Annotated in this window: 24 protein-coding genes; 12 read left to right on the top strand and 12 right to left on the bottom strand. The window is 66.0% G+C overall.

Annotated elements, in window-relative coordinates; all coding sequences use genetic code 11:
- Window positions 1–36 precede the first annotated feature (36 nt).
- The 10 genes from HZB53_01415 to HZB53_01370 all read right to left on the bottom strand — a co-directional run bounded on the left by HZB53_01415 (window position 37) and on the right by HZB53_01370 (window position 8,647).
- Window positions 37–963, bottom strand: a complete 927-nt coding sequence (locus HZB53_01415) for a polysaccharide deacetylase family protein (GenBank protein MBI5876281.1) — start codon at window positions 961–963, stop codon at window positions 37–39.
- 30 nt (window positions 964–993) lie between these two features.
- Window positions 994–1,545, bottom strand: a complete 552-nt coding sequence (gene tatA, locus HZB53_01410) for a twin-arginine translocase TatA/TatE family subunit (protein MBI5876280.1) — start codon at window positions 1,543–1,545, stop codon at window positions 994–996.
- Between the two features lie 54 nt (window positions 1,546–1,599).
- Complete coding sequence (locus tag HZB53_01405; GenBank protein ID MBI5876279.1) at window positions 1,600–2,349, bottom strand: hypothetical protein; 750 nt, start codon at window positions 2,347–2,349, stop codon at window positions 1,600–1,602.
- 77 nt (window positions 2,350–2,426) lie between these two features.
- Window positions 2,427–2,909: a GNAT family N-acetyltransferase gene (locus HZB53_01400; GenBank protein ID MBI5876278.1), complete on the bottom strand. Its 483-nt coding sequence runs from the start codon at window positions 2,907–2,909 to the stop codon at window positions 2,427–2,429.
- On the bottom strand, window positions 2,906–3,904 hold the full coding sequence (locus HZB53_01395) for a hypothetical protein (protein MBI5876277.1): 999 nt from the start codon (window positions 3,902–3,904) through the stop codon (window positions 2,906–2,908). Before HZB53_01395 ends, HZB53_01400 begins: the two co-directional genes overlap by 4 nt.
- A gap of 23 nt (window positions 3,905–3,927) precedes the next feature.
- Entirely contained in the window at window positions 3,928–4,998 is a 1,071-nt protein-coding gene (locus tag HZB53_01390; protein MBI5876276.1) for an ATP-grasp domain-containing protein, read from the bottom strand.
- Window positions 4,999–5,084: 86 nt separating this feature from the next.
- Complete coding sequence (locus tag HZB53_01385; protein MBI5876275.1) at window positions 5,085–6,263, bottom strand: hypothetical protein; 1,179 nt, start codon at window positions 6,261–6,263, stop codon at window positions 5,085–5,087.
- Entirely contained in the window at window positions 6,245–7,648 is a 1,404-nt protein-coding gene (gene ablA, locus HZB53_01380; protein MBI5876274.1) for a lysine 2,3-aminomutase, read from the bottom strand. Before ablA ends, HZB53_01385 begins: the two co-directional genes overlap by 19 nt.
- Before the next feature lie 347 nt (window positions 7,649–7,995).
- On the bottom strand, window positions 7,996–8,199 hold the full coding sequence (locus HZB53_01375) for a hypothetical protein (GenBank protein ID MBI5876273.1): 204 nt from the start codon (window positions 8,197–8,199) through the stop codon (window positions 7,996–7,998).
- Between the two features lie 52 nt (window positions 8,200–8,251).
- On the bottom strand, window positions 8,252–8,647 hold the full coding sequence (locus HZB53_01370) for a rhodanese (protein MBI5876272.1): 396 nt from the start codon (window positions 8,645–8,647) through the stop codon (window positions 8,252–8,254).
- A gap of 507 nt (window positions 8,648–9,154) precedes the next feature.
- On the opposite strand from HZB53_01370, the gene HZB53_01365 reads away from it, so the two are divergent.
- From HZB53_01365 to HZB53_01325, 9 genes are all read left to right on the top strand, one after another.
- Window positions 9,155–9,664, top strand: coding sequence for a bifunctional nuclease family protein (locus HZB53_01365; GenBank protein MBI5876271.1), 510 nt, complete (start codon window positions 9,155–9,157; stop codon window positions 9,662–9,664).
- Window positions 9,665–9,747: 83 nt separating this feature from the next.
- Complete coding sequence (gene dnaB, locus HZB53_01360; GenBank protein MBI5876270.1) at window positions 9,748–11,100, top strand: replicative DNA helicase; 1,353 nt, start codon at window positions 9,748–9,750, stop codon at window positions 11,098–11,100.
- Window positions 11,100–11,771, top strand: a complete 672-nt coding sequence (locus HZB53_01355; protein ID MBI5876269.1) for a DnaD domain protein — start codon at window positions 11,100–11,102, stop codon at window positions 11,769–11,771. The genes dnaB and HZB53_01355 overlap by 1 nt, the downstream gene beginning before the upstream one ends.
- A gap of 13 nt (window positions 11,772–11,784) precedes the next feature.
- Window positions 11,785–12,924, top strand: coding sequence for a lipopolysaccharide heptosyltransferase II (gene waaF, locus HZB53_01350; GenBank protein MBI5876268.1), 1,140 nt, complete (start codon window positions 11,785–11,787; stop codon window positions 12,922–12,924).
- A 14-nt stretch (window positions 12,925–12,938) separates the two neighbouring features.
- Window positions 12,939–13,739 (top strand): RNA methyltransferase, encoded by an 801-nt coding sequence (locus HZB53_01345; protein MBI5876267.1) that lies wholly within the window; start codon window positions 12,939–12,941, stop codon window positions 13,737–13,739.
- Window positions 13,726–16,014 carry a YfhO family protein gene (locus tag HZB53_01340; protein ID MBI5876266.1) on the top strand — a complete coding sequence of 763 codons (2,289 nt, stop codon included), beginning with the start codon at window positions 13,726–13,728 and terminating at the stop codon, window positions 16,012–16,014. The genes HZB53_01345 and HZB53_01340 overlap by 14 nt, the downstream gene beginning before the upstream one ends.
- A gap of 45 nt (window positions 16,015–16,059) precedes the next feature.
- On the top strand, window positions 16,060–17,103 hold the full coding sequence (locus HZB53_01335) for a polysaccharide deacetylase family protein (GenBank protein MBI5876265.1): 1,044 nt from the start codon (window positions 16,060–16,062) through the stop codon (window positions 17,101–17,103).
- Between the two features lie 445 nt (window positions 17,104–17,548).
- Window positions 17,549–19,294, top strand: coding sequence for an MBL fold metallo-hydrolase (locus HZB53_01330; protein MBI5876264.1), 1,746 nt, complete (start codon window positions 17,549–17,551; stop codon window positions 19,292–19,294).
- Between the two features lie 254 nt (window positions 19,295–19,548).
- Window positions 19,549–20,208, top strand: a complete 660-nt coding sequence (locus tag HZB53_01325) for an NUDIX hydrolase N-terminal domain-containing protein (GenBank protein MBI5876263.1) — start codon at window positions 19,549–19,551, stop codon at window positions 20,206–20,208.
- Here the strand turns inward: HZB53_01325 and HZB53_01320 are convergent.
- Window positions 20,205–20,597, bottom strand: coding sequence for a hypothetical protein (locus HZB53_01320; GenBank protein MBI5876262.1), 393 nt, complete (start codon window positions 20,595–20,597; stop codon window positions 20,205–20,207). The two genes, HZB53_01325 and HZB53_01320, sit on opposite strands and share 4 nt — an antisense overlap.
- Before the next feature lie 260 nt (window positions 20,598–20,857).
- Here HZB53_01320 and HZB53_01315 point away from each other — a divergent pair, with 260 nt between their 5' ends.
- The 3 genes from HZB53_01315 to HZB53_01305 all read left to right on the top strand — a co-directional run bounded on the left by HZB53_01315 (window position 20,858) and on the right by HZB53_01305 (window position 25,293).
- A complete protein-coding gene (locus tag HZB53_01315) occupies window positions 20,858–21,784 on the top strand; it encodes a DUF4388 domain-containing protein (GenBank protein MBI5876261.1) in 927 nt (308 codons plus the stop codon).
- Window positions 21,785–21,802: 18 nt separating this feature from the next.
- Window positions 21,803–22,345, top strand: coding sequence for an ATP/GTP-binding protein (locus tag HZB53_01310; protein ID MBI5876260.1), 543 nt, complete (start codon window positions 21,803–21,805; stop codon window positions 22,343–22,345).
- 383 nt (window positions 22,346–22,728) lie between these two features.
- Window positions 22,729–25,293, top strand: a complete 2,565-nt coding sequence (locus tag HZB53_01305) for an SMC family ATPase (GenBank protein MBI5876259.1) — start codon at window positions 22,729–22,731, stop codon at window positions 25,291–25,293.
- 22 nt (window positions 25,294–25,315) lie between these two features.
- On the opposite strand, the gene HZB53_01300 is transcribed toward HZB53_01305, so the two are convergent.
- Window positions 25,316–25,855, bottom strand: a complete 540-nt coding sequence (locus tag HZB53_01300) for a hypothetical protein (protein MBI5876258.1) — start codon at window positions 25,853–25,855, stop codon at window positions 25,316–25,318.
- Between the last annotated feature and the right edge of the window lie 6 nt (window positions 25,856–25,861).

Below are 25,861 nucleotides of genomic sequence, written 5' to 3'. Positions count from 1 at the left end.
GGGCGCCGAATTACGATTACTTGCGCAGATTGTGGGCTACGGCAGCTTCTTGGCGAAGTCGGCCAGTGTGTCCTTGTACTCGACCCGGATGCGCGGCAACGCCAGCGGCGCGACAGGGCTTTTGACCGGCGCGGGGTTGATCGTCGTCGCGCTGCGGTAGCCGGCGCGTTTCACCGCGGCGACCACACTGTCGTTGAACGCGCCGTTTGGGTACGCCAGGTGCGTGACGGTAATGCCGAGCTTGCCTTCCAGCGCCGACTTGGACTCGCGCAGTTCTTTGTCCAATTCGGATGCCGAAACGCTCGTCAACGACTTGTGGTCGATCGTGTGGCTGCCGATCGTCATGCCTGCTTTAAGCACCTCGCCGGTCATCATCCAGTCGAAGTATGCGCCGTATCCCATGTAGGTCGTGACCACATAGAACGTCGCCGTCTGGTTGTACTTTTTGAGCAGCGGCAGCGCGTTGGTGTACTGTGTCTTCCAGCCGTCGTCGAACGTGATCACGACCGGCTTCGGCGGCAGCGGCGACTGCCCGCTCATGCCGTCGAGTAACTGGTCGAGGCTGATCGTGGTGTAGCCCTTGTCGGCGAGGTAGCCCAGTTGTGCCGCCAGCGATGCCGGCGCGACCGTCCATATCCGGTCATCGGCCGAGGCGCTGGCCGTCAGGTCGCGGATCTGGTGGTACATCAGGATCGGCACGGAGACCGACGCCGCCGCGCCCGGTTGGATAGCGGGAAGCGGCGTCGGCAACAGCGTGCCGGTGCGCGCTGGGGTAGCCGGCCGTGTCGCGCCCGGCGTGGCTTGCGCGGAAAGCGGTGCGCCCGCCGGCAATAGCACGGCGGGCGTAATCGTTGGGGTCGGGCCGGGCGGTGTCGGCGTGACCGCGGGCGTCGCAGGTCCGCCGCATGCGGCCATCAACACCATCCCGGCAATCAGTATGAGCCAGCGGGCTCGAAGCATCATTGCTCTATCCCGTTGCGCAGCGAAAGACCGCTAGGCGGGCGTCGCCGCCGGTTCGTTTGCAGCGGCGGCGGCCGCCACGGCATCGGACGAGCGACGCTGAAGTTCTTCAATTCGCGCGCGGATCGTCGCGATGATCGCGTTTGTCGACTGGTCGCCCATCATCAGGCGCAAGCGCTCTTGCGCTTTAATCGACTCTTCAAGCTCGGCGATCTGCTCGGTGATGCTGTCCACCGGGCGCAAATCGGCGGCCGTGACCGGCGCTTCGACCGCCGTCACCGGCGTTTCAGCATAGGCCATCGCCGCAGCCTCGACGGCAGCATGCGGAGCGTTGGCGCTTTCGGCCTGCGCCTTCGCGGCGGCCTCCTTCTCGGCCAGTATCCGCTTCGTGGTGGCTTCGTCCTCGGCCAGCAGGTCGAGATTCGTCACCGCGTTGACTTCGTTGCTGATCGACTGCGTGACGCCACGGAATTCCCGGATCGCCTTGCCAATGCTCGCGCCAATTTCAGGCAGTTTGCCCGGGCCAAATACGACCAGGGCCACCACCAGAACCAATACCAGTTCAGGCACACCAACGTCGAACATAGTTCTCCCTCCTCTGCCGCATTCTAGCGCAATTCTGCAATGCGCCAAATGCGATTACTGCCCGAAGAACACCCGGACCACGCAGGGGGTCACCGGAAAATTTCCGCGCTGATCGACGACCGTCAGCCGCAGACCGTAAACACCCGGCGCGAAGCCGTCGGCATTGAACGTGACGAGCGCGCCATCGCTGACCGGCTGCCGGCGCAAATCGCCGATCACCGTCCAGCCGGGCGGGTTCTCGCCAACGCCATACTCGATCTTGTAGTATTGAAATTCGGGAATCGTCGCGCTGCCGCGCACGGTCACTGGCCCGAACAGGTGCGCATCCGCGCCCGGCGAAATGATGCGCGCGGACGGGTTCGGGCAGGCGGCCGGCGGCGGCGTGTTCGTCGCCGCCGATGGCGTGTTGGTCAGCGTCAGCTTCGGGGTCGGCGAGGCCACCGGACCGCGCAGCGGTGTCGGGGTCGGCGGGGCGGCGGTCGCGGTCGGGACTGGCGCGGTCGCCGTCGGTGTGATGAACAGTGCCAGGTTCGGGGTCGGCGAGCGTTGCGGCGCCACCGGAGGCAGATGGTCTGCATTGGCATCGGCGTAATAGACAGCGCCGCCGATCACCAGCGACAGCAACGCAAACGTGATGGCGCCCCACGCCCGATCGGTCGCAGACTCTTTCTCGAGCCCATAAATGGTATTGCGCACATCGCGACGCGCGCCCCACCAGAAGCGCACCGCCACCAGGAAGATGATGGCGCTGACGATATACAGCCAGATAGCAATACCGCTGACGAAGTTGAGAACCGGTTGCACGCGCTCCAGTCCGAGGCGATCTTAGGAAAGGCTCGACAATCGCGCGTATTCTACAATGAAACGGGGGAATCGCGGAACTAGCAGCTAGCGACTAGCTTGCGGTACATCAGCATCTCGTCGCCGTCGGAGTAATAGTCGGGGATGCGGGCGACGATCTGATAGTCCTGCCGGTCATAGAACGCCCGCGCCGGCGCGTAAGGCGACGTGGCCGACGTTTCGAGGTTGACATAGCGCGCGCCGGCTTCCCGCGCGATGCGCTCCACCTCGCCGATCAGCGCGGCCGCGACGCCGCGCCGTCCGGCCTGCGGGTCGGTCGCGATCCAGTTCAATTCGTAGTTGCGCGCCGTGAGCGCGATGCGCCCGTAGCACGCGAAGCCGACCACACGCCCGTCGTCCTCGGCGCTGATAAACAGGAACTCATCCTGCGCGTGGTCGGTGAAGAACAGGTCCAGCAACTCGCCGACCGCGCGCACTTCCTCCGCACTGAAGACCGTCACACTGGCGGCGATACGATTGATCGCCTCGGCGTCGGCGCGCGTCGTGGGGCGTACCTGGATCATGCGGCGCGTTCCATGCGTTCAAGCGCGAACATGACGATGCGCTCAATCGCGTCGGGGTACGCGTAGCCGGCGATGCGCGCCTGCTTCGAGAAGCCCATCCCCTCGGAGAGGTCGCACGCCGGGTTAATCTCCAGCAGGTATGGCTGGCCGCCGCGCACGCGGATGTCGGCGTGCGCGTAGTCCCGGCAGCCCAGCGCGCGGTACGCCCGCCGCGTAATGTCGCGCACACGCTCGGCCAGCGCCTCGTCCAAATCGGCCGGACAGACGGCGGGCGTGCTGTCGAACAGCGGCGTGCCCTCCTCCCACTTCACCTCATACGATGAGATGCGCTGCAGCGGGTTGGCGATGCGGCTGAAGTCCATCTCGGAAAGCGGCAGCACCTCCGGCGCGCGGTTGCCCCAGATCCCAACGTAGAACTCGCGGCCCTCGATGTACTCTTCGACCAGCGCGGGCTGGTGATGCTTGCGCACGACGTGATCCACGCGCTCGCGCAGCTCGGCACGCGTCGTCGCCACCGCCGTGAGCGGGATCCCGATGCTGGCGTCCTCGGCCACCGGTTTGACGATCGCCGGCAGCGGCATATCCACCGAATCGTTGGCGTCGGTCGCCACGTGGAAGGCCGGTGTGGCGATGCCGGCCGCCTGGAAGATGCGCTTGGCGCGATCTTTGTGCAGGCAGTTGTAGTGCGTGATCGCCGGGCCCGCGGTGTACGTGAAGCCCTGCGACTCGTACATCGCCAGCACATACGGCTCCAGGTCGGCGCGCCCGTCGAGGCTCTCGACCAGATTGAACACCAGCCACTCGCGCGGGTCGTAGCGCACCAGCACGTCCAGGACGTTGCCGGACACGACGTCCAGGCGCGTTTCGTGTCCGCGCGCGTTCAGCGCCCGCTGGATGCCTTCCGACGCGCGGATCACGTCGAGCTCGGACAGCAGGTCTTTTTCGTCAACACCCGGCGGCACGGGCACGACGTTTCGCAGGATCAGGACTTTCAAGGCAACGCTCGCGGCGGAGCGGTTCACGCCGGCACGGGCGTGCGGCGGCGGACCGCCTTCAGCGGGGTGCGGACCGGCGCGGCGCCGTAGCGCGCTGCGCGGCGCTCGTCGGCCAGGCGCGCGATCTGCTCGGCCATCGCACCGTAGTCGAAACCGGCGATGCGCATCTCGCGCGGGAAACCGGCATCGGGCGCAATGCCGCAGTTCGGGTTGACTTCGAGGATGTACGGCTGGTTGTCGCGCACGCGGATATCCACCCGGCCGTAGTCGCGGCAACCCATCAGGCGGAACGCCTCCAGCGACACGCGCTGGATCTCAGCGGCGAGCAACGGCGACACATCGGCCGGGCAGGTGACCGGCGTGTCGTGAAACTCCTCCGCCGTGTCGTCCCATTTGGCCGCGAACGAGATGATCTGCCGGTGCGGGTCGCTAATGCGCGCGAAGTTGATCTCTGCCAGCGGCAGCGCCCGGGGTGGATCGTTGCCGATGATGCCGACATTGAACTCGCGGCCGGCGATGAAATCCTCCACGAGCACCGGCCCGCCAAACTCCGAGAGGATGGTGCTCACCTGACGGCGCAGTTCACGCTTGTTGCGCACCACGGCGTTGTCCGTCACGCCGTATGAGGCATCCTCCGCGACCGGCTTGACGAAAGCCGGGAACGGCACGTTGACCGGGTCGTCCGGCGAACGGAACAACTGGTAGGCCGCCGTCGGCAGGCCGGCCGCGGCCAGGCGCGCCTTCGTCTTCGCCTTGTTGACGCAGGCGTGCAGCGCGCGCGCATCGGAGCCGGTGTACGCGTATCCCAGCGCATCGAGCACCGCCGGCACATACGGCTCGCGGAACGACTCGCCTTCCAGCGTCTCGCACAGGTTGAAGACGGCCCACGCGCGCGGGTCGTAAGACTCCAGCGCGTCGAGCACGCTCTTCTGGATCAGCGCCCGCGTCACGCGGTGGCCGCGCTCGCGCAGCGCGGCGTCGATCGCGTCGGCCGTGATGAAGACGTCGCGGCCCACTTCGTTGTCCACCGTCTTCTCATCGGTCAGCCCCGGCATCTCGCTCAGGAGCATCAGGATTTGCATGGTCGTGCGCATATCATGGTCTCGCAAAACATGTGGCCGGCGCCGGATCGCGGAATCCAGCGCCGGCCACGTTCATCATCGGCCCGCAACTGCCAACGCTAGGCCGGCACGGGCACACCCGCCGGCACACCTGCCGGCGCCTTGCGCGGCGCGCGTTCACGCACCGGAACGGGCGCCGGCGCCGGCATCGGGATGCCGTTGCGGCGAAGCGCCAGCCGCACGATGCCGTCCACCAGTTGCTGGTGCGACAGCCCTTCGGCCTCGGCCTCCAGGCACAGGTCGCTGTACCCCGGGCTCATGCCGGGCAGCGGGTTGATTTCCAGAATGTACGGTTTAAAGTTGTCGTGCATGTCCAGCCGGAAGTCCACACGCGCCACGTCCGTGCTGCCCGTCACCTGGAAGGTGGCGGCGGTCAGGCGCTGCAGTTCTTTCAACTGCTTCGGCTCCAGCGGCGCCGGGCACTTGACGTGGTAATCGTCGCCGAGAACGGTCTTCAGCAGGTTCGAGTAGACGTTTTGCGTATCGACCGTATAGTCCTCAAACGCGACCTCAAGCACCGGGAAGAAGTGGAACGGGCCGCCCGCCACCGCCTCGCCGAATGCGCCGCCATACGGCTTGCCGTTGCGCATCGACTTCCATGAGTGCTCCGGCCCCGGGTTGCCCACGATGCCCACCGTGACCTCACGCCCCTCGATGAACCGCTCGACCAGCGCCGGCTCGCGATAGGTGTCGATCACCCACGCGACGCGCGCGCGCAGTTCCGCTTCGGTGCGCACGATCGACCGGTTGTCCACGCCCATGCCGGTGCCTTCGCGCGACGGCTTGACGAACAACGGGTACTTCAGTTTCGGGTCAACCGGCTCGTCGGCGCGGAAGAACTCCTGGAACTCCGGCGTCGGCAGGCCGTGGTGCAGCAGCAGCCGCTTGGTCATCGCCTTGTCTTGCGTCAGCGCCATCGTGAGCAGGCGCGAGCCGGTGTACGGGATGCGCAGCATCTCCAGGATCGCGGGAATTTGCGCCTCGCGGCTGTCGCCGTGGTGCATCTCGCAGATGTTGAAGGCGAGGTCCGGCTTCAGCTTACGCAGCGGCTTCACGATATCCAGGTTGCCTTCAAGGAACACGCACTTGTGCCCGCTCGCCTCGATCGACGCCTTCAGCGCCTCGACCGTGCGCTCCGAGTCCAGATCGTCGTGCGCGTCGGGCGCTTCGCCCAGCACGTGTGGGGCATTTTTCTTCAGGTTGGCCAGCAGGGCCACCGTCAGCTTTCGCGCTGCCATATCGGCTCCTTGTAGTGCCCGTTGCCATTGGGATCCGCAGTATGGGCGCTACCCTGGATTTCGATAAACTCTTCGACCGTGTTCGGCTCCGTGCGGCCGCGGCGGTGCAGATCGTCATAGCCTTCCGGCGTGATCGACAGCGCGGCGCCGGAGAGCAGGCCCGACACGCCGTCCTGCAGGTCGCGGCGCGCCGCCGAAGCCATGCAGTCCGGGCAGGTCTTCGGATCGTGATTGCGGTAATCCACCGGCTGATCGTACGCCGTGATCACGCCTTCGAAGTTGCGCACGATGACGCGATCCGGCGACTGCGCGACCAGATAGTTCGGCATGATCGGCACCTTGCCGCCGCCGCCCGGCGCGTCGATCACGTACGTCGGGACCGCGAAACCGGTCGTGTGGCCGCGCAGCGCCTCCATGATCTCGATGCCCTTGGAGACCGACGTGCGGAAGTGGCCCGCCCCTTCCACCAGGTCGCACTGGTAGAGGTAGTACGGCCGCACGCGGTTGCGCAGCAGTTCGTGGCTCAGCCGCTTGATGACGTTCGGGCAGTCGTTCACGCCGGCCAGCAGCACCGACTGGTTGCCGAGCGGGATGCCCGCGTTGGACAACTTCGCCAGCGCGGCGCTCAACTCCGGCGTGATTTCCTTGTAGTGGTTGACGTGAATGTTCATCCACAGCGGGTGATACTTGGATAGCGTCGTCACCAGCTCGTCGTCGACGCGCATCGGCATGAAGACCGGCACGCGGCTGCCGATGCGGATGATCTCGACGTGCTTGATCGCCCGCAGCGCGCCCAGCACCCAGTCGAGCGTCTTCGGCGCTAGCGTCAACGGGTCGCCACCGGAGATCAGCACATCGCGCACCTGCGGCGTGCGCGCGATGTAGTCGACCATGCCCTCAAGCTGCTTGCGGTTGAAGTTCTCATGCGGGTCGCCCACGATGCGGCTGCGCGTGCAGTAACGGCAGTACGTCGCGCACTGCGTCGTCACGAGCATCAGCACGCGGTCCGGGTAGCGGTGCACCAGACCCGGCACCGGCGAATGACGGTCTTCGCCGAGCGAGTCCTCCATCATGTAGTCGGCCTTCTGCAACTCAGCGGCCGTCGGTATGATCTGGCGGCGCACCGGGCAGTTCGGGTCGTCCGGGTCCATCAGCGCAGCGAAGTACGGCGTGATGTCGACGCGGAAGCGATCCTTGGCGGTAATGCCCGCGATCTCGTCAGGCGTCAAGTTGATGACCGACTGCAACTCCTCCAGCGAGTTGAGGCGGTTGCTCATCTGCCAGCGCCAGTCAAGCCATTTGGCATCGGGCACAGCGCGCCACGGCGAGCGCAGTTTCGTCGGAGACTGGCTCGTCCCGGAGGGCTCCTCGGGTTCAACAGGCATGGGATCTCTCTTCCTCTGCGACCGCAGTCGCTCGTGCTGGGATGGAACTTCGGACTACAATTAGAACTTAAGTTCCGAACCGATTATCTGAACATAAGTTCTAACTTGATTATTATGCTAATAAAAGAGGGAAGCGCGCACATTTCCCGCGATTCCCTTCTCTTGTGTCGACATCGACCAAGCCACTACCTATGTACTTGTCACATTCTCAACTGCTAGTATAGTGCATAACACTCTATTGTCAATAGAATAGTGCGTATGTATTGGAATTTTAAGAAAAAGTAAAGGGTGTTCGCAATATTCTGCAAACACCCTGTATATTCGTACAATTGTCGATTTACTTCGCCCTATGTATCGCCATACTCCTCGTTCGGAATTTCGACGTCGCGCGGCTCCACCTCATCGTTCCAATCGCTGTCGTCGAGGTACATGTAGAATATGAAGCGGCCGGACGGCGCGCCGCACTCGGCGCACAACGGCGGCGCGGACTCGCCGTCCGTGATCCAGCCGCACCTTCCGCACTCCCACTCCCCCAGCGTCTTGGTTGCCATGCGTTTGCTCGGCAGTCTACACCTCACAGGTCTTCAACTTGTGAGGTATGTCTTAGTACTTGCGCATACCCGGTTCAATCCGGCGCGCCCATGTGTCGATGCCACCCGTCAGGTTCTTCACGTTAACAAATCCGTTCTGCGCCAGGTACGCCGCGACGTTCCACGAACGCATGCCGTGATGACAGTACACCACGATCTCGGCGTCGCGATCCAGTTCGCTCATGCGCGCCGGGATGGTGTTCATCGGCATGAGCGTCGCGCCGGGCAGTTGCGCGATGTTGTGCTCCCACGGCTCACGCACATCGACGATCAGCGGCGCATCGCCGCGATCGATGCGCGCCTTCAGTTCCTCGGCCGGCAGTTCCACCACGCGTGGCGCAGGCGCAGCCGGCGAGGCTGGCGCAGCGGGTGCGTCCGGTTTCTTGCGAAAACGATCGAACAGTCTCATCGGTCTTCCTTCCCCCTGTCCCAAGTTGATGCGCAAACATTTTAGCTGAAATTACGGGCACGGCAAGCCTGCCGACTGCGTCATCTTGCTCCTTCGCATATCCGCGCCGTGCACAGGTTGTCGTCCTGAGCGCGAAGGCAACACCGATCACTTCTTGGACGTTGCGCGCGCGAAGGATCTCTAATCGCCGGCCGTGGCGATGAAGCGTTTCCGTGCGGTTTTGCACAAGCTCTTCAGCGGCGAACGTCGCTTCAGATGACAGCCTCGGGCAACGTACGCCATCACTGTACGCAGCACGAGCCCGCCCCACATTGCCCGCCACTCCAACGCACCACACGCAAACACAGATGCCGCCTCGCGCCAATCGCGTATTAAGCTGTGCGGCGCACCGATAATGCGCGCACAAACGTCGTTGTTCGCCGCCCGACGCTATATGGTATAATCGCTGGTATCGGCAGTTACTCTGGATGGTTGCGGTCGCGCATGCGCGACCGCGGAGGATAGATCATGGTCGAGGTGACCATTGATAGCGTTAAAGTCAGCCTCGTCTCGCAGTACCGGCTGGTGGTGTTGAAAGAGGTCGCCGGCGAGCGATTTCTGCCCATCTGGATCGGCCCGTTCGAGGCCGAGGCGATCACGCTGCAAATGCAGGGCGTGGAAGTGCCGCGCCCGCTGACGCACGACCTGCTCAAGCGTGTCATCGCCTCGTTGGGCGGGCGCGTCTCGCACATTGTCGTCACCGACCTGCGGCAGGAGACGTTCTTCGCCAATATCGTGCTCGACGTGGACGGCAAGCGGCTCGAGATCGACTCGCGCACCAGCGACGCCATCGCGCTGGCCGTGCGCACCAGCGTCAAGATCTTCGTCAACGACGAGGTGATGGACAGCGCCGGCATCGTGCCGGAGGAAGACATCTCCGGCAGCGTGTCGAGCGAGGAAGAGGCCCGGCTCTCCGCCTTCAGCGACTTCATCGACACGCTCGACCTCGACGATCTGGGCAAGGCAGACAAAGAGTAGCGCGGGCCGCACAGGCCTCACAACCGGGCGGGGATTTGGAGGCAGGTTCCAAGTCCCCGCCGTGTGTTTCAGGCGTCATACCTATGAGCTTCGACCATCAACCCCCTCACAATTTCGACGCCGAGCAGGCTGTGCTCGGCTCCGTCTTGATCGACCCCGACGCCATCCACAAAGTGATGACGATGCTGCGCGGCAAGGATTTCTTCAACGAGCGGCACCGCTGGATCTGGGAAGCCGCCGTAAACCTCGCGGAGCGCCACCAGCCGGTCGACTACGTCGCGCTGGTGGATGAGTTGGAGCGCAACAAGCGGCTCGACGAGCTGGGCGGGTCGACCTTCATTGTGTCGCTGATCAACGCCGTGCCGACGGCCGCCAACGTCGAGTCGTACGCGACGATTGTCGATCGCATGTCGACGCTGCGCCGGCTGATCAGCGCTTCCGGCGAGATCGCCGGCATGGCGTACAAGAACGAAGGCGATCTCGACGAGATCATCGACCGCTCCGAACAGCTCATCTTTCAGGTCACCCAGCGCAAGCTTTCGAAGGAGCTCGTGCCGATCAGCACCGTCGTGCACGAGGTTGCCAACAACGTCGAGCGCATGCAGACCAACCGCGACGAGTACGTCGGCGTGCAGACGCACTTCAGCGCGCTCGACAAGCAACTCGGCGGCCTGCAGAAGAGCGACCTGATCATCATCGCCGGCCGGCCGAGCATCGGCAAGACGTCGTTCGCGCTGAACCTGGTGCAGAACGCCGCCATGCACCTGCCGCGCAAGACCGTCGCCGTCTTCTCGCTCGAAATGGCCAATGAGCAGATCGTCCAGCGCATGATCGCCAACATGACCGGCATCGACGGCCAGCGCCTGCGGCTCGGGCAGATCACCGACGAGGAGACCGACCGCCTGACCGAAGCGATCGGCCGCCTGTCCGAGGCGCCGATCTACCTGGACGACACGCCGGCCGCCTCGCCCAACGAGATCCGCAGCAAGGCGCGCCGCCTGGCCGCCGAGCGCGGCCTCGAAATGATCGTGATCGACTACCTGCAACTGATGCGCGGCAGCGAGCGCAACGAGAACCGCGTGCAGGAGATCGCCGGCATCTCGCGCTCGCTCAAGGCGCTGGCGCGCGAACTGCGCGTGCCGGTCGTCGCGCTGTCGCAGTTGTCGCGCGCCGTCGAGTCGCGGCCCGACAAGCACCCGCAGCTCTCCGACCTGCGCGAAAGCGGCAGCATCGAGCAGGACGCCGACGTCGTCATGTTCCTGTACCGCGACGACGCCTACGACAAGGCGACCGAGCGCCCCAACATCGCCGAGGTAATCGTAGCCAAGCACCGCAACGGCCCGACCGGCAGCGTTTCGCTGCACTTCAACCGCGCCTCCTCGCGCTTCGCGGACCTCGAATACTACCGCGAGGAAGACGCCGAAATGGCGTTCTGATGGCGGCATTCGACGGCTTTCCGCCCGGCCGCCTGCGCGTCACGCCGGTGCCGGATCTCTTCTTCAGCGAGCTGCTCGCGCAGATCGACGAGCCGGCCGAGTTGAAGCTGACGCTTCATCTGATCTGGCGCCTGGCGCGGCACGATGCGCCGCGCTGCGCCAGCCACCGCGACCTGAGCGCCGACGCACAACTCCAGCGCATGCTGCCGGCGGGCGCGCTCGATACCGCGCTGGCAGCGGCCGTGGCGCGCCGCACGCTGGTCGAACTGCGCGCGCGCAACCCGGCGGACGAGAGCGAGCGCTTCTACTTCCTGAACGACGAAGCCGGGCGGCGCGATCTGGCACTGGTGCGGCAGGGCAAGCTGAAACTCCAGCGCGGGGCGGCGCCGGCCGAAACGCCCGCCGAGGCGGCCAAACCGAACATCTTCGCGCTGTACGAGCAGCACATCGGCATGCTGACGCCGTTGATCGCCCAGCAGTTGGAAGACGCGGCGACGCAATACGCGCCGGAATGGGTGGCCGATGCGTTCGCTGAGGCGGCGCGTCGCGACAAGCGCAGTTGGCGCTACATCGAGACCATTCTTCAGCGCTGGCAGCGCGATGGGCGCAAGCCCGTCACGCCGCGCAAGCCGGCCGGCGCGCCCGCCCTGCGCCCGAAGCGCACCCGCTGACCTCCACCCTGCGATGCGCGACACGTTGATTACACTCGCCACACGACTGCTCGGCGCGGCGTTCCCATCGTACAAACAGCCGCTCACACGCGCGTACGAGAAGATTCTGATCATCAAGCCGTGCTGCCTCGGTGACGTCGTGCTGGCCACACCGGTCGTCACCGCGCTGCGCAGAGCCTACCCGGCCGCGCAGATCGACTTCGCCGTCGGGTCGTGGTCGCGCGCGGTAATCGAGCACAACCCGCACATCAAGCAGATCATCGACAGCGGCGCGGTCGGCCAGGGCCGCTACGGCTGGGGCGACGTCTGGCGGCTGGCCGGCCGGGTGCGCGCCGGCGGCTACGATCTGTGCGTAACACTTGATCGTTCGCCGCGCGTCGGAGTAGCGGCCTGGCTGGCCGGCGTGCCGGTGCGCGCCGGACTCGACAACGGGGGGCGCGGCTTCGCGCACAACGTCCGCGTGCCGGTGCCCGAGGTGCGCTACGAGCCGGAACTCTATCTCGACGTGCCGCGCGCGCTCGGCACTCAGCCGCAGCGCGGCCGCAGCGAGGTCGAGCCGACGCTGTTCGTGCCGACCGCCGACGAGATCGCGTTCACCGGCGCGCTGCTCGGCACAGCCACCGCCCCGATCGTCGCCATCCATCCCGGCGGCGGCAACAACCCCGGCACGGTACTGACCAGCAAGCGTTGGCCGGCCGAGCGCTTCGCGCAGATCGCCGATCGATTGATCGAAACGTACGGCGCGACCGTCGTGCTGATCGGCGCGGCGGGCGACGCCACGCTGACGCAGGCGGTGCGCGCCGCGATGCGCCACACGCCACTTGATACGACCGGCAAAATGAACATCGGTCAGTTGGGCGCACTGTATCAACGCTGCGTGCTAATGATCGGCAACGACACGGGCACGATGCATCTGGCCAACGCCGTCGGCACACCGGTCGTGGCGCTCTACGGCCCGAGCGATCCGCGCATCTACGGCCCATACAACCAGAAGAGCATCGCCATCTGGCACGACGCCGGCTGCAACCCGTGCTTCCGCAACGGGCGCGCGCGGCCGGACTGCTGCCCCAACCGCGCCATCGAAACGATCAGCGTGGACGAAGTCTGGCAGGCCGCGCAGATTGTATTGCGCCGGCAAGGTGTAAACGCGTGAACACGCCGCCGCCCCTGATCACCAGCACGGCCAACGCGCGCATCAAGCAGATCCGCGCGCTGCATCGTCGCAAGGAGCGCGACCAGGCAGGCCTCTGCTTCGTCGAGGGCATCCGCCTCGTCACGGCCGCCGTCGAATCCGGCGCGCTGCTGGAGTCGCTGGTCGTTGCGCCGGAACTGCTCAAGAGCGGTCATGCGCGCGCGATTGTGGGGGTCACGGAACGCTCCGGGGTACCGGTGCTCGACGTTTCGCGCGCCGTGTTCGAGAGCATCTCATCGAAGGAAGGCCCGCAGGGCCTCGCTGCCGTCGTGCGCCAGCGCTGGTTCGCGCTCGAGGACATCGATCCAGCCGCCGGGCTCTGCTGGATTGCGCTCGACGCCGCGCAGGACCCCGGCAACATCGGCACGATTCTGCGCACGGCGGATGCCGTCGGCGCTGCCGGCCTGATCTTGACCGGGCGCTCCGCCGATCCGCACGACCCCGAAGCGGTGCGCGCCAGCATGGGCGCGCTGTTCACGCAGTCGCTTGCGCGCGCCTCGTGGGATGCGCTCGTCGCGTGGGCGCGAGAGCGCAGCGTCGTACTGGTCGGCACATCGGACAAGGGCGCGACGGACTTCCAGGCGATCCGCTACCCCGCGCCGCGCGTGCTCGTGATGGGCAGCGAGCGCGAAGGACTGCACGCCGACCAGCAGGCCGCCTGCGATGTGATGGCGCGCATCCCGATGGTCGGCCACAGCGACTCGCTCAACCTCGCCGTGGCGACCACTGTCATGCTCTATGAGTTCTTCAACCAGGCGCGCCATGCCGAGCATTGAGTCCCGCTTGCAGGCGGCGCTCCTACGCATCGCGCGCCACCCGGCCACACCGCTGCTCGTGCTGGTCGCCCTGCCGTTTCTCTTTTTCTGGCGACTCGTCGCGCCGAACCCGCTCGACCGCATGCAGTTGCCGGACGGCGACCTGACGCTGCAATACTACCCGCTGCGTGTCTTCGCCGCACGCGAACTGGCCGCCGGGCGACTGCCGCTCTGGAACCCGGCGATGTATGCCGGCCAGCCGGGACTCGCCGATTCGCAGATGGCGACGCTCTACCCGCCGAACCTGCTCACCGTCGCGGCGCTTGCGCTGATCGGCAAGCCGTTCACGTTCGGCGTGCTCGAACTTCAAGTCGTCCTGCATTACGCGCTCGCCGCCGTCGGCATGTTCCTGTTCGCGCGGCGCGTCACACACAGCCCGCTCGCCGCCTGGATCGCCGCGCTGGCGTTCACGTTCGGCGGCTACCTGATCTCGTATCCGGCGCAGCAGGCGTCGATCCTGGCCGGCGATGTCTGGCTGCCGTTCGTACTCTGGGCGCTGCACGGCGCGGCCACGGCAACAAGTACACCACGCGCGCGCTGGCTCGCGCCGCGTCAGGCCGCGTGGCTGGCGCTGGCCGGAACGCTGATGGCAACCAGCATCCTGGCCGGGCACCCGCAGACGTACATCTATGTGTTCTACACGTCCGCAGCGTACTGGCTCTACGCCTCGCGCAGCGCGGGCGGCATGCGGCTCCCGGCGCAGTTCGCGGGGCTGCTGCTGTTCGGACTGTTCGGCATCGGGCTGTCGGCGGTGCAGTTGCTGCCGACCCTCGAGTTCACGCGCTACTCCACGCGCGCCCAGCTTGGTTACGACTTCACATCGGGCGGCTTCGCCCTGCACGAACTGATCACGCTGATCGCGCCGGGCTACTTTGGCGGTTCGCCGCTGTACGTCGGCCTGTTGCCATTGCTGCTGGCCGGCTTCGCGCTGTTCGCCGCGCCACACCGCAGCCTGTTCTGGCTGGCGCTGGCCGCTGTCGCGCTCTTCCTCTCCTTCGGCAATTCGACGTTCGTCTACTCGCTGTTCTACCTGCTCGCGCCCGGCTTCGCACTGGTGCGCGACCAGGAGCGCGCCGCGTTCCTCTGGTCGCTCGCGCTGGCGATGCTCGCCGCGCTCGGCGCAGCCCGCCTGACGCAGAGCGGCGAGAACCCTGCCATCGCAGCGCGCGCGGTGCCAGCGACCATGCGTGGCACATTGGCCGCGCTTGGCTTGCTGATCGCCGGCGCGTACGTCGGCGCGCTGTTCAGCGAGGGCGCGCAGGTCAACCTGTTTCCCGGCTACCTGCGCCAGTTCGTGCCGGCGTTCTTCTACGCGGCGGGCGCGTGGGCGCTCTGGCACTTGCACGCCACCGGGAGACTGCGCGCCGCCGTAGCCGCCACGGGACTGGCGGCGTTGGTCGCGCTGAACCTGTTTACCGTGAACGGCGCATACAATTTCCAGAAGCCGACGCCGTCCAACTACTTCCCGGACACACCACTTACCAGGGCGTTGCAGGCCGAACTGGCTGGGAATCCTCGGGCGCGCGTCGCCAGCGAGGGACTGTTGCCCGGCGCGCACAACGCCGGCGCGCACTACGGCTTCGCGGAGATCAACGGCAACGATCCCTTGCGGCTGGCCACGACCGAGCAGTTCGACCGCGACGTGAACGAACTGCGCCGCTTCCAGTTGCTCGGCGTGCGCTACGTCGTGACCAAACGCGAGATCGCGCACGGCGCGTTCGGCCTGATCGCGCAGGACGGCGACACGCGCCTGTACGGCTACAGCGGCGGCCTGCCGCGCGCATGGATCGCGCACACGGCGGTCGTCGTCGCGCCGGGCCGCGAGTCCGAGGCGCTCAACAGCGACGCCGTGCTCGATGCCGCGCCCGCCGGGGTCGTCGTGTTGAGCGAGCCGCCGCCATTCCCGCTCAGCGTGCCGGCGAGCGGCGCGTCCACGGTCGAGGATCTCACCACCGCACCCGGCCGCGTATTGCTGAACGCCGGCGCCGCCGCCAACGGCATACTCGTGTTCAGCGAGATCAACTATCCCGGCTGGCAGGCGACCATCGACGGCGCGCCCGCGCAACTCATGCGCGCCGACGGCATCCTGATCGGCGCGCCGCTGCCGGCCGGCCGCCATCACGTCGAATTGACTTTCAGCCCCGATTCGGTGAAAATAGGCGCGCTCGTCACCCTGCTGACGGGTGCAGGCGCTCTGGCCGCTGCCGTCTGGGGACTGCGCCGCGCACGCCCCTGATGGGCCGCCACCACCTTGCATTACCATAGAGAACATCACCCGACCATGCGACGTTTGATTCCGCTTACGGTGCTCGCCCTGCTGCTGGCCTTCGTGCCCACCGGCGCGAGCGCCGACTGTCCCGCCTGCGCCCAGCGCGCCGCGGAGTACTGGGGCGCGGTCGTTGCCGACGCCAAAGCCACCACGCCGGCGCTGGCCGACTGGCTGGCGCACAATGAGGTCACGCACGGCAAGTCCGAGGCGGGCAACACTTACTACCTCACGCCGGACTGCGGCATGACGCCGGGCCAGCTTGAAGAGACGCTCGACATTGCGAAGGCCAACAAGATTCACATGACGATCTTCCTGATGGGTGTCATGATCGACAAGTGGCCGGACGAGTCGCGCGCGCTGCTCAAGCGCGCCATCGACGAGGGCCACGAACTGGCGCTGCACTCGTACAGCCACCGCAACTTCCGCGATCTGTCGAGCGAGGAGATCACCGACGAACTGGTGCGCAACTGGGCGCTGATCGACTGGGCGCTTGGCTACCACTACCCGATCCGCTTCTTCCGCTTCCCGTACGGCGCGCGCAACCCGGAACTGCTGCAACAGGTGGGCGCGCTCGGCATCCGCTCGGTTTTCTGGGACATCGACAGCCTGGGCTGGCGCGACTTCGCCACCGTGCCGATCGTGATTACGCAGGTGACGAGCAAGATTCGCCCCGGCGCGGTCGTCATCTTCCACTGCAGCGCGGTCTCCGATCGCGGCGCACTGGCTCAGTACGTGACGCAGTTGCGGGAGCAGGGGCTGGAGCCGGCACTGCTCGGCGCCAGCTACCCGCGCCCAACTGCCTCCGACCTCGTCGGCTACCCGAAGCCGCGCCCGACGCCGAAGCCGGAAGTCGTCGAGGCGCCCGCCGCCACGGAGCCATTGACCGCCACGACCGCAGTGACCGGCACAGCTACCGCGCCGACGCCCGCCCCGGCACCGACCAGCGCGCCCACCCCGCACCCGACACCGACCCCGGTGCCAGCCGCACCGCAGCGCGAGACGCCCGGCGAGCGCCGCCTAGAACGCATGCTCGACATGGACTTCAACACGCTGTAGCAGAACCGAAAGTCCGCTAACTGCACAGCACAAGAAAACGCGACGCCACGCGCGGCCTGAACACGGTGATCGACGGCCGCCAGGTCGTTGAACGCGAGCCGCCAATCGGTTGACCTGGTTCAGCTGAGGCCAATTTCTTTATCAAATCGATGTGATACTGTTTCTACATAGGGTGTCCCCATCGGATTGATTCATGGGCCGAGTCGCATCGCACGAACCTTCGCCCTCCCCCCGACCCCCTCCCAGCTTCGCTGGGAGGGGGAGCCAGTGGCTGGGGATTGGCGCGGCGGCTTTGCCGCCGCGCCAATCCCTATTAGCTTTTCCCCTTCTCCCCCGCGTTGCGGGGGAGAAGGGGCCAGGGGGTGAGAGGGGGTACAATTCAACCATCTGTGCTTGCGCAACAGCCATAAGGACACAGTCAAACGAAAACAGTATGAGGTGCGTCATGCCCATCCCGCCTCCCGTCTTCTTGACCGGCCAAAACCTGGCCTATCCTGACCCCAGCCCAACCGTGGCTCCGCGCCTGACCAGCCATGCGCAAAGCATGGCACAGGGCGTCTATCAAGTCGCCCAGAATTTCTACATCGCGGTTGGCTATGGCAATGCCAATATGACCATGGTGGTTGGGAGCGATGGCGTGCTGCTGATCGACTGCCTGGAGACCGCGGAGGCCGCGCGACAAGCGCTGGCCGATCTGCGCAGGTTCAGCAACAAGCCGGTCAAGGCGCTGATCTACAGCCACAGCCATCCCGACCACATCTCCGGAGTCCGCGGCCTGCTCGATCCGTCCGAGGTCGCAGCCGGCCAGGTGCAGATTTACGCGCACGAGCGGTTGGCGGGCGTGATACGCGGCAATCCGAGCTTCGGGGTCGTGCCGCCGCTGCGGTTGGCCTACACCTTCGGTCTCGACCTCGAGCGCGGTCCGGAGGGGTTGGTGGAGGGCGGCCTGGGACCATTGTTGCACGTTGGCGCCGTCGGCTTCATGCAGCCAACGATCGTCTTTCAGGGGTCGCTCGAAATCAATGTGGCCGGCATCCGCGTACAGTTGCGCGAGGCGCCGAGCGAGTCGGACGATGAGATCGTGATCTGGTTCCCGGATCATGGCGTCCTGCACGTGGCCGACGTGATCCAGGGGGAGTGCCTGGCAAACCTGTACGCCCTGCGGGGCGCGGTGCGCGATCTGTGGCAGTGGATCCGCGCGGTCGATCTGGCGCGCGGGTTTGACGCCCAGGCGTTGATCTTCGGTCACGGGCGTCCGATCGCGGGACAGGCCGAGGTGGGCGAATTGCTGCTGAACTATCGGGATGCGATGCAGTATATCCACGACCAGAGCGTCCGCTTGATTGCGCGCGGACTGACACCGGACGAAATGGTCGAGCGGATCTCGGAACTGCCGCCGCGCCTGGCTGGGCATCCGTGGCTCGGCGAGTTCTACGGCACCGTCAAGCAGACGGTACGGCAGGTCTTCTACAACTACTTCGGCTGGTACGAAGGCGACCCGGCGTTCCTCGATCCGTTACCGCGCCGCGAACGAGCCGCCCGCTACGTCGCAGCGATGGGCGGCCGCGACGCGGTAGTGGCCGTCGCCGCCAAAGCGCAGGCCGAGCGTGACTTCCGCTGGGTGACGGAGGTGCTGACCTACGTGTTGCGCCTGGATCCCGTCGACCCGCAGGCGCGCCAGTTGAAGGCCGACGCGCTGCGCCAGCTCGGCTATCAGGCCAGCAACCCCATCTGGCGCAACAACTATCTGATGGCGGCCAAGGAGATCGACGGCACGCTGGATCGCGCCAGGCTGCGTGATGTGCTCCGCGCGTGGGCCAACCCGGATGTTGCCGCGACCGTGCCCATTCCGATGCTGTTGCGCGTGTTCGCGACCCGGCTGGACCCATCCCGCAGCACCGGACTCCATCTGCAGGTGAGCTTGCGCTGCACCGATACGGGCGCCAGCTACGGACTCGCTATCCGGTCCGACGTAGCGGACGCGCTCGCCGACGCTTCCGCCGACGCGACGATCGAGGTTCAGACCAGCGAGGCGGCGTTACGTCGTCTCCTGACGGGCCGGTCCACCTGGGCGCGTACGCTCGAAGACGGCGCGGCGACGCTCAGCAGGGGAACCACCGACGAAGCGGCCACCTTCTGGAGCCTGTTCGATGCCCCTGCCAGTGAATTGCCGGCACTCGCGCTGCGGTAACCGTCAGCCTGGCGCTCACCTGTCGCGGCTGCACCGCGTCGGTCGTTCGGCATGCGCTGCGGTTCAATGCCGTTCGGCAGGAACGAAGGGCCAGACCTCACAGGTTTTGAAAACCTATGAGGTCTTGATTCGCGCCATCCGCGACCACTCGAGTAGTCACCGCCGCATCGCGCTTGACGTTTCACGCAGCTGCCCGGTGTTGGAGTGCAGTTTGAGGAATCTCGGGCCTGTTGAACAGCCATCAGAGGGAGCGCATGACGAACATTGTCAGGATCGACCTGTGGACGCAGCGGCTGCGCGCGATTGCGCAGACCGGGCTGGCGTTCGAGCCGCACGACTACGACCGCGAACGGTACGAGGAACTGCTGAAGCTGGCGGCCGACATGGCCGCCACGACGCCGGCCGCGACGGACGACCCCGTGCTGGCAGCCGCGCTGTACGCCAAGTGGCGCGCGGAGGTCGGGGAGCGCGAGAAAGGCTACGTCACGCCGAAGGTCGGCGTGGGCGCGGCGGTCTTCAACGAGCGCGGCGAACTGCTGCTGGTGAAGCGAGCGACGACGCACAACTGGCTGTACGTGACCGGCTGGGCCGATATCGGCTACGCGCCGTCCGCAGTGGCGGTTAAGGAGGTTTGGGAGGAGGCCGGCCTGCACGTGACGCCCGAGCGCATCATCGCAGTTTACGACAGCAGCCGGCGTGCCCAGCCCAACATCGACAACCACTTCTGGAGCGTGACGTTCCTCTGCCGGCTCGAGGGCGGCGAACTGCGCGGCCACCCGCACGAGACGCTCGACCTCGGCTTCTTCGCGCGCGACCGCCTGCCGTCGCCGCTCTCGCGCGAAGGTGTGCCGTGGATCGAGCACTGCTTCGCGGCGCACGCGGGCGGCTGGCAGCAGCCGTACTTCGAGCACTAGGCGCCGCGCAGATCGCCCATCGAAATGACCCGGTAGGGTGACTTGGTCATTTGGCGAACCAACGCTTCGTCGGCGGTGACTAACGGCACGTGGCCGCGATGCGCCAGGGCAACGTAGCCTGCGTCCTCGAGATAAGCCCCCCGCCAAATTGAGAATACAGGGCGATTCAAAAGTCGCAAGGCCCACCGCGCACCCATGCCCTGAGCCCTGTCGAGGGCAGGGAAATGCGCGCGCTTCGACCCCGTCTGCGCGGGGCGGTACGGCAAGCTCAGCGCCCGTTTCGCCGGATTTTCATCATGCACTACGGCTATTGAATCGCCCTGATTGAGAATAGCTGATGATTGACCAGCAATTCTCATTTTGGAGTCGGCCACCAGGTTGCCCCTCATCCCCTGGCCCCTTCTCCCCCGCGCGCGGGGGAGAAGGGGAAAAGCTAACGGGGAGGGAAGCAGTCATTACTCGTCGAATTGGCTTGCGTGATAAGCACCTGAACACCAGCGCATGACAAGCCGGCATTGGACAGTACGCGTACAAAGCCAAATTGAGAATTGCTGATGATTGACGCTCCTTAGCGCCTCCGCTATAATCGATGCGTCTGATCGGCATTTCGTCAACGAGCCGCCAGACACCCAGTAAAGGTGACACCGGCATGGCACTTAAAGGCAACCTGAAGGACTTCAGCCTTACCCAGCTGCTGAATTTAATCAATTTGGCCCGCAAAACCGGCGTGCTGCACCTTCAGCACCCACCGGCTGCAACCGCCAAGCTGTTTTTCCGCGAGGGCCGGCTGGTGGATGCCGCGCTTAACGGCCAAGCGCCCGATTTGACGACGCTCCTGTTTCGCATCGGCAAGATCTCGGCGGACCAGCAGCGCACGATCCTGGGCCACGCGACCGTGCGCACCGACAAGGAAATCGCGCTGCTGCTGATCAACTCCGGACACGTCACCCAGACCGACATCGTTCAGTCGGTGCGCGCCAGCTTGCTCGACGCCGTGTACCTGCTGTTTACGTGGGCAGACGGCAATTTCTTCTTCGAGTCGGGCACACTGCCCGCGGAAGACCGCATCACCGTACCGATCAACCTCGAAGCCGTCATCATGGAAGGCACGCGGCGCGTGCAGGAATGGGAGATGCTCCAGGACGAACTGCCGGACCTCGACATGGCGATGAAGTTCACCGAACGTCCGAATACCAACTTGCGCGACATCAGCCTGAGTGTGGAGGAATGGCGCGTTATCTCGTTCATCAACCCGCGCAACAGCATCCGCCAGATCGCGGACGTCAACAAGATGAACGAGTTCCAGATTCGCAAGATCGTGTACCGCATGATGTCAGCCGGGCTGGTCGAACTGCTGCACCCGGAAGGCGCCGCGCCGAAACGGCTACTGACCAGGCCTGCCGCCGCGCCGGAGCCGGCCGCGCGGCCGCCGGTTGGCGCACCGTCGCGCCTGGCGCCGGCCACGGCGGCCGCCAGCGCCCCAACGACCGCACCGGCCGCCGCGCCGCAGCAAGCGGCCGGCCCCGTCAACCGCAATATCATCATGCGCCTGATCAACCGCATCCGCCAGCTCTAGCGCTCGAAAGCCACCCCCATGCAGACTGTCAAGATGGTTATCACCGGCCCGTTCAGTGCGGGCAAAACCCAGTTCATTCAGTCGATCAGCGAAATCGAAGTCGTCAACACCGAGCGGCGCATTACCGACGAAACCGCGCGCATCAAGAGCGAGACGACGGTCGCGATGGACTTCGGGCGCATCACGATCGACGACGATCTGGTGCTCTACCTGTTCGGCACGCCGGGGCAGAAACGCTTCGACTTCATGTGGGAGATCCTGTCCGAAGGCATGCTCGGCTTCATCGTACTGGTCGACTCGTCCCGCCCCGAGACGTTCCGCGAGGCAAAGCGCATCCTGAACGTGTTCCGCTCGTACAGCGACACGCCGTACGTCATCGCCGCCAACAAGCAGGACATCGACGACGCCTGGCCGCCCGAGGACCTGCGTTTCGCTCTCGGCGTGGAGCCGCACATCAAAATCGTGCCGTGCGTCAGCAAGAACAAAGAGACCGTGAAGAAAGTGGTGCTCGAACTGCTGTATTCGATCCTCGACAGCATGGAGCAGGACGCCGCGCGGTAGCCTTCCGTCTCACGTCCGACCAACCACACCGCTTGAGCGATCACAGCAATTCTCATTTTGAAGTCTGGCCCCCCAGGTTGCCCCCTCATCCCCTGACCCTTTCTCCCCCGGCGCGCGGGGGAGAAGGGGAAAAACTAACGGGGAGGTGCGCGGCGGCGCAGCCGCCGCGCACCTCCCCTTGGAATCTCTCCCCCTCCCAACTTCGTTGGGAGGGGGCCGGGGGGAAGGCAGCACTCATTACTCGTCGAATTGGCCGGCGTGATAAGCACCTGAACACCAGCGCATGACATGTCGACATTGGCACATACCCGTCCAAAGCCAAATTGAGAATTGCTGGAGCGATCAGGCGGGTTTTTGTTTGCGCGTGGTACAATCAGAACGCTATGATTCCCGACCGACTCCGTTTGCATAACTTCATGTGCTACCGCGGCGACGCCACGCTCGACCTCGCCGGTATTCACCTCGCCTGCCTGGCCGGCGACAACGGGCACGGCAAGTCCGCGCTGCTCGACGCGCTCACCTACGCGCTGTGGGGCGAGGCGCGCGCCAGGCGCGACGAGGACCTGATCACGCTCGGCACCGACGAGATGGAAGTCGAGCTGGAGTTCCGGCTTGGCGACGACCGCTACCGCATCCTGCGCAAGCGCAGCCGGCGCGGCAAGACGCGGATGGGCGCGCTGGAACTGCAGTTGTGGGACGGCCAGCGCTTCAACGCCATCACCGGGGCCAGCACGCGCGAAACCCAGGCGCAGATCACGCGCACGCTGCGCATGACGTACGACACGTTCATCAATTCCGCGTTCCTGCTGCAGGGGCGCGCCGACGAGTTCGCGCGCAAGGGGCCGGCCGAGCGCAAACAGGTGCTGGCCGACATCCTGGGACTCGGCATGTACGACACCTACGAGGAAGCGGCCAAAGCGCGCGTCAAGACGCTGGACGACGACGCGCTGCGACTGGGCGCGGAGATCGCATCGTTCCAGCAGGAGTTGCGCCAGAAGCCGCGCCACGAAGCCGAACTGGCACGGCTGGAAAGCGAAGCCGCGCAGGCCGAGACGCGGCTGCGCGGGGCCGAAGCCGCGCTCCAGCAGGTGCGCGACGAGAAACGCGCGCTCGACCAGAAGTCCGCGCAGGCGGCCGAGATCGAAGCGCGCACCGCCGGCACGCGCCGCGAAGTGGCCCAACTGGAGGCCGATGTCGCCCAGAAGCAGGGCACGCTGGAGACCGCCGCCCGGCGTATCGCCGACGCCGAACGGATCGCCGCCGGGTTCGCGCAGTGGCAGGTCGCGCGCGAACGCGACGGCGAGTTCAACAGCCTGCTGACGCGGGCAACTACCCTGACGGGCGAGCGCGTGCAACTGGAGAAGCGGGCACAGGCGGAGCGCTCGCAGTTGGAACTGGAAGCGCGCGGGCTGCGCGAGCGCCTCAGCGCGCTCGACGCGCAGATCGCCGACGGCGACGCGCGGCAGGCCGAGTACGGGCGCACCCGGCAGATGCTGGCGCAACTGGCCGAGAAAGAGGCGCAGCGCGAGCAGACACGCGAGCAGCACATTGCGCTGTCATCCGAAGTCAACGAACTGACGACGGCCAACAAGCACCTGCGCACCCAAATGGAATCGCTGAAGGAGAAGCTGGACAAGCTGAAAGGCGCGGCCGTGTGCCCGCTTTGCCAGCAGCCGATTTCCGCTGAAGAGGCGGCGCGCCTGCAGGGCGAGTACCTGAGCGAGGGCAAGGGCGCGCGCGAACAGTATGATGCCAACAACGCGCGGATCAGCCAGCGCAACTTCGAGACGGAACAACTGAAGGCCGCGCTGCAGAGGCTCGACCAAGACCTGCGCGCCCGCAACGCGACACAGGCGCACGAGGCGCGGCTGGCCGACCTGATGCAGCGCGCCGCGCGCGCGCTGGCCGACCGCGCGACCGTCGAAGCGCCGCTGGCTGCCATCAGCGCGCGCCTGGCCGGGGGCGACTATGCCCGCGAGGCGCAGGCACGCATCGCCGCCATCGACGCGCAACTGGCCGCACTGGGCTACGATGCCGCCGCGCACGAGAGCGTGCGGCGCGCAGTCGCCGCGCTGGCCCCGTACGAGCACGAGCACGCGCAGATGCAGGCCGCGCGCGAGCGGCTGGACGCAGAGCGGCAGATGCTGGCCCTGCTGGAGAGCACGCTGGCGGCGAAACGCCAACTGATCGCCGCCGACGAGTCCGCGCTGTCGCTGTTGAAAGCCGATACGGCGCGGCTGGACGCGGTCGCCCGTGCCATGGCCGACCAACAGCGACTGGTCAACGAACTGCAGGGGCGCAGCGCGGTGCTGAACCGGCAACTGGGCGCGGCGCGCCAACTGGTGGAGCATGCGCGGCAGTACGAGACGCTGATTGTGGAGAAGCAGGGCGCGCTGGCCGCCTGCCACGCCGAGCGGGCGCTGTACGAGGAACTGCGCGTCGCGTTCGGCAAGAAGGGCGTGCAGGCGATGCTGATCGAGGCGGCCATCCCGGAGATCGAGCAGGAGGCGAACCAACTGCTGTCCACGATGACCGACGGGCGCATGAGCGTGCGCTTCGAGACGCAACGCGAGAAACTGACGGCGCGCAAAGACGAGGCCGCGGCGATCGAGACGCTCGACATCGTCATTAGCGACGAGGTCGGCGCGCGCAGTTACGAGATGTTCTCGGGCGGGGAGTCGTTCCGCGTGAACTTCGCCGTGCGCATCGCGCTCTCGAAACTGCTGGCCCGGCGCGCCGGCGCGCGCCTGCAGACGCTGGTGATCGACGAGGGGTTTGGCGCGCTCGACACGACCGGCCGCGAGCGGCTGGTCGAGGCGATCACGGCGGTGCAGAACCAGTTCGAGCGCATCCTGGTCATCACGCACATCGATGAGTTGAAAGACCTGTTTCCGGCGCGCATCGACGTCGTCAAGACCGGTGGCGGATCCAGCATCTTCATCAATTGAAGCGGGTACGCGCAGCGTACCCCTACGACCTCGCGCCTGATCGCTGCCGGCGCGCTTCCGCCTGCTCCAGTGCCGCCGCATCGAGCGCGCGGCGCATGCCCATCGTGTCTTCTACCGGCAGGAGCAGGGTGTTCGACTGCACCAAACGCCCCAGCCAGAAGCGCGCGACGCGCTGCGGCTGCGGCCAGACGTGCAGGTCCAGCAACACTGCCGGCATGACGGACAACTCGTGATCTTTCCAGATGCCCGGGGCCGCGCCTTCCAGCGTCACCAGGCGTGTCGCGTAGATGCAGTCGAGCGCCAGGCGCATGCGCCAGAGCGGCAACTGTACGATGATCGCGTCGCTGCCGATACTGACGAACGCGAGATGGCCCATCGCGAAACCGAGCACCAGCGTGAGCGCGCCAAGCCCCGCGACCAGCCAGAGCAGCTCCCGGTAGGCGTGCATGGCATCCGGCGCCAGCAGCATGAGCGCCAGCGCCAGGCCGAGCGTAACCAGCGAGACCCCGCGCCACGAGCGCCAGTAACGCATGTAGATCGCGAGTGCAAAGCGTTTTTTCATCCGGCA

The sequence above is a fragment of the Chloroflexota bacterium genome, assembly GCA_016235055.1.
Lineage (GTDB): Bacteria > Chloroflexota > Anaerolineae > JACRMK01 > JACRMK01 > JACRMK01.
The sequence above is the reverse complement of the archived record's forward strand: the minus strand, read 5'-3'. Positions and strand labels throughout refer to the sequence as shown.

Bases quoted from the DNA above. Each gene is read 5' to 3' on its own strand.
- HZB53_01315 (MBI5876261.1), top strand. From the start codon at position 20,858: ATGGCACTTAAAGGCAACCTGAAGGACTTCAGCCTTACCCAGCTGCTG.
- HZB53_01340 (MBI5876266.1), top strand. From the start codon at position 13,726: ATGCCGAGCATTGAGTCCCGCTTGCAGGCGGCGCTCCTACGCATCGCG.
- HZB53_01305 (MBI5876259.1), top strand. From the start codon at position 22,729: ATGATTCCCGACCGACTCCGTTTGCATAACTTCATGTGCTACCGCGGC.
- ablA (MBI5876274.1), bottom strand. From the start codon at position 7,648: ATGCCTGTTGAACCCGAGGAGCCCTCCGGGACGAGCCAGTCTCCGACG.
- tatA (MBI5876280.1), bottom strand. From the start codon at position 1,545: ATGTTCGACGTTGGTGTGCCTGAACTGGTATTGGTTCTGGTGGTGGCC.
- HZB53_01400 (MBI5876278.1), bottom strand. From the start codon at position 2,909: ATGATCCAGGTACGCCCCACGACGCGCGCCGACGCCGAGGCGATCAAT.
- HZB53_01385 (MBI5876275.1), bottom strand. From the start codon at position 6,263: ATGGCAGCGCGAAAGCTGACGGTGGCCCTGCTGGCCAACCTGAAGAAA.
- HZB53_01330 (MBI5876264.1), top strand. From the start codon at position 17,549: ATGCCCATCCCGCCTCCCGTCTTCTTGACCGGCCAAAACCTGGCCTAT.
- HZB53_01415 (MBI5876281.1), bottom strand. From the start codon at position 963: ATGATGCTTCGAGCCCGCTGGCTCATACTGATTGCCGGGATGGTGTTG.
- HZB53_01390 (MBI5876276.1), bottom strand. From the start codon at position 4,998: ATGCGCACGACCATGCAAATCCTGATGCTCCTGAGCGAGATGCCGGGG.
- HZB53_01300 (MBI5876258.1), bottom strand. From the start codon at position 25,855: ATGAAAAAACGCTTTGCACTCGCGATCTACATGCGTTACTGGCGCTCG.
- HZB53_01370 (MBI5876272.1), bottom strand. From the start codon at position 8,647: ATGAGACTGTTCGATCGTTTTCGCAAGAAACCGGACGCACCCGCTGCG.
- HZB53_01310 (MBI5876260.1), top strand. From the start codon at position 21,803: ATGCAGACTGTCAAGATGGTTATCACCGGCCCGTTCAGTGCGGGCAAA.
- dnaB (MBI5876270.1), top strand. From the start codon at position 9,748: ATGAGCTTCGACCATCAACCCCCTCACAATTTCGACGCCGAGCAGGCT.
- waaF (MBI5876268.1), top strand. From the start codon at position 11,785: ATGCGCGACACGTTGATTACACTCGCCACACGACTGCTCGGCGCGGCG.
- HZB53_01365 (MBI5876271.1), top strand. From the start codon at position 9,155: ATGGTCGAGGTGACCATTGATAGCGTTAAAGTCAGCCTCGTCTCGCAG.
- HZB53_01325 (MBI5876263.1), top strand. From the start codon at position 19,549: ATGACGAACATTGTCAGGATCGACCTGTGGACGCAGCGGCTGCGCGCG.
- HZB53_01335 (MBI5876265.1), top strand. From the start codon at position 16,060: ATGCGACGTTTGATTCCGCTTACGGTGCTCGCCCTGCTGCTGGCCTTC.
- HZB53_01320 (MBI5876262.1), bottom strand. From the start codon at position 20,597: ATGAGGGGCAACCTGGTGGCCGACTCCAAAATGAGAATTGCTGGTCAA.
- HZB53_01355 (MBI5876269.1), top strand. From the start codon at position 11,100: ATGGCGGCATTCGACGGCTTTCCGCCCGGCCGCCTGCGCGTCACGCCG.
- HZB53_01375 (MBI5876273.1), bottom strand. From the start codon at position 8,199: ATGGCAACCAAGACGCTGGGGGAGTGGGAGTGCGGAAGGTGCGGCTGG.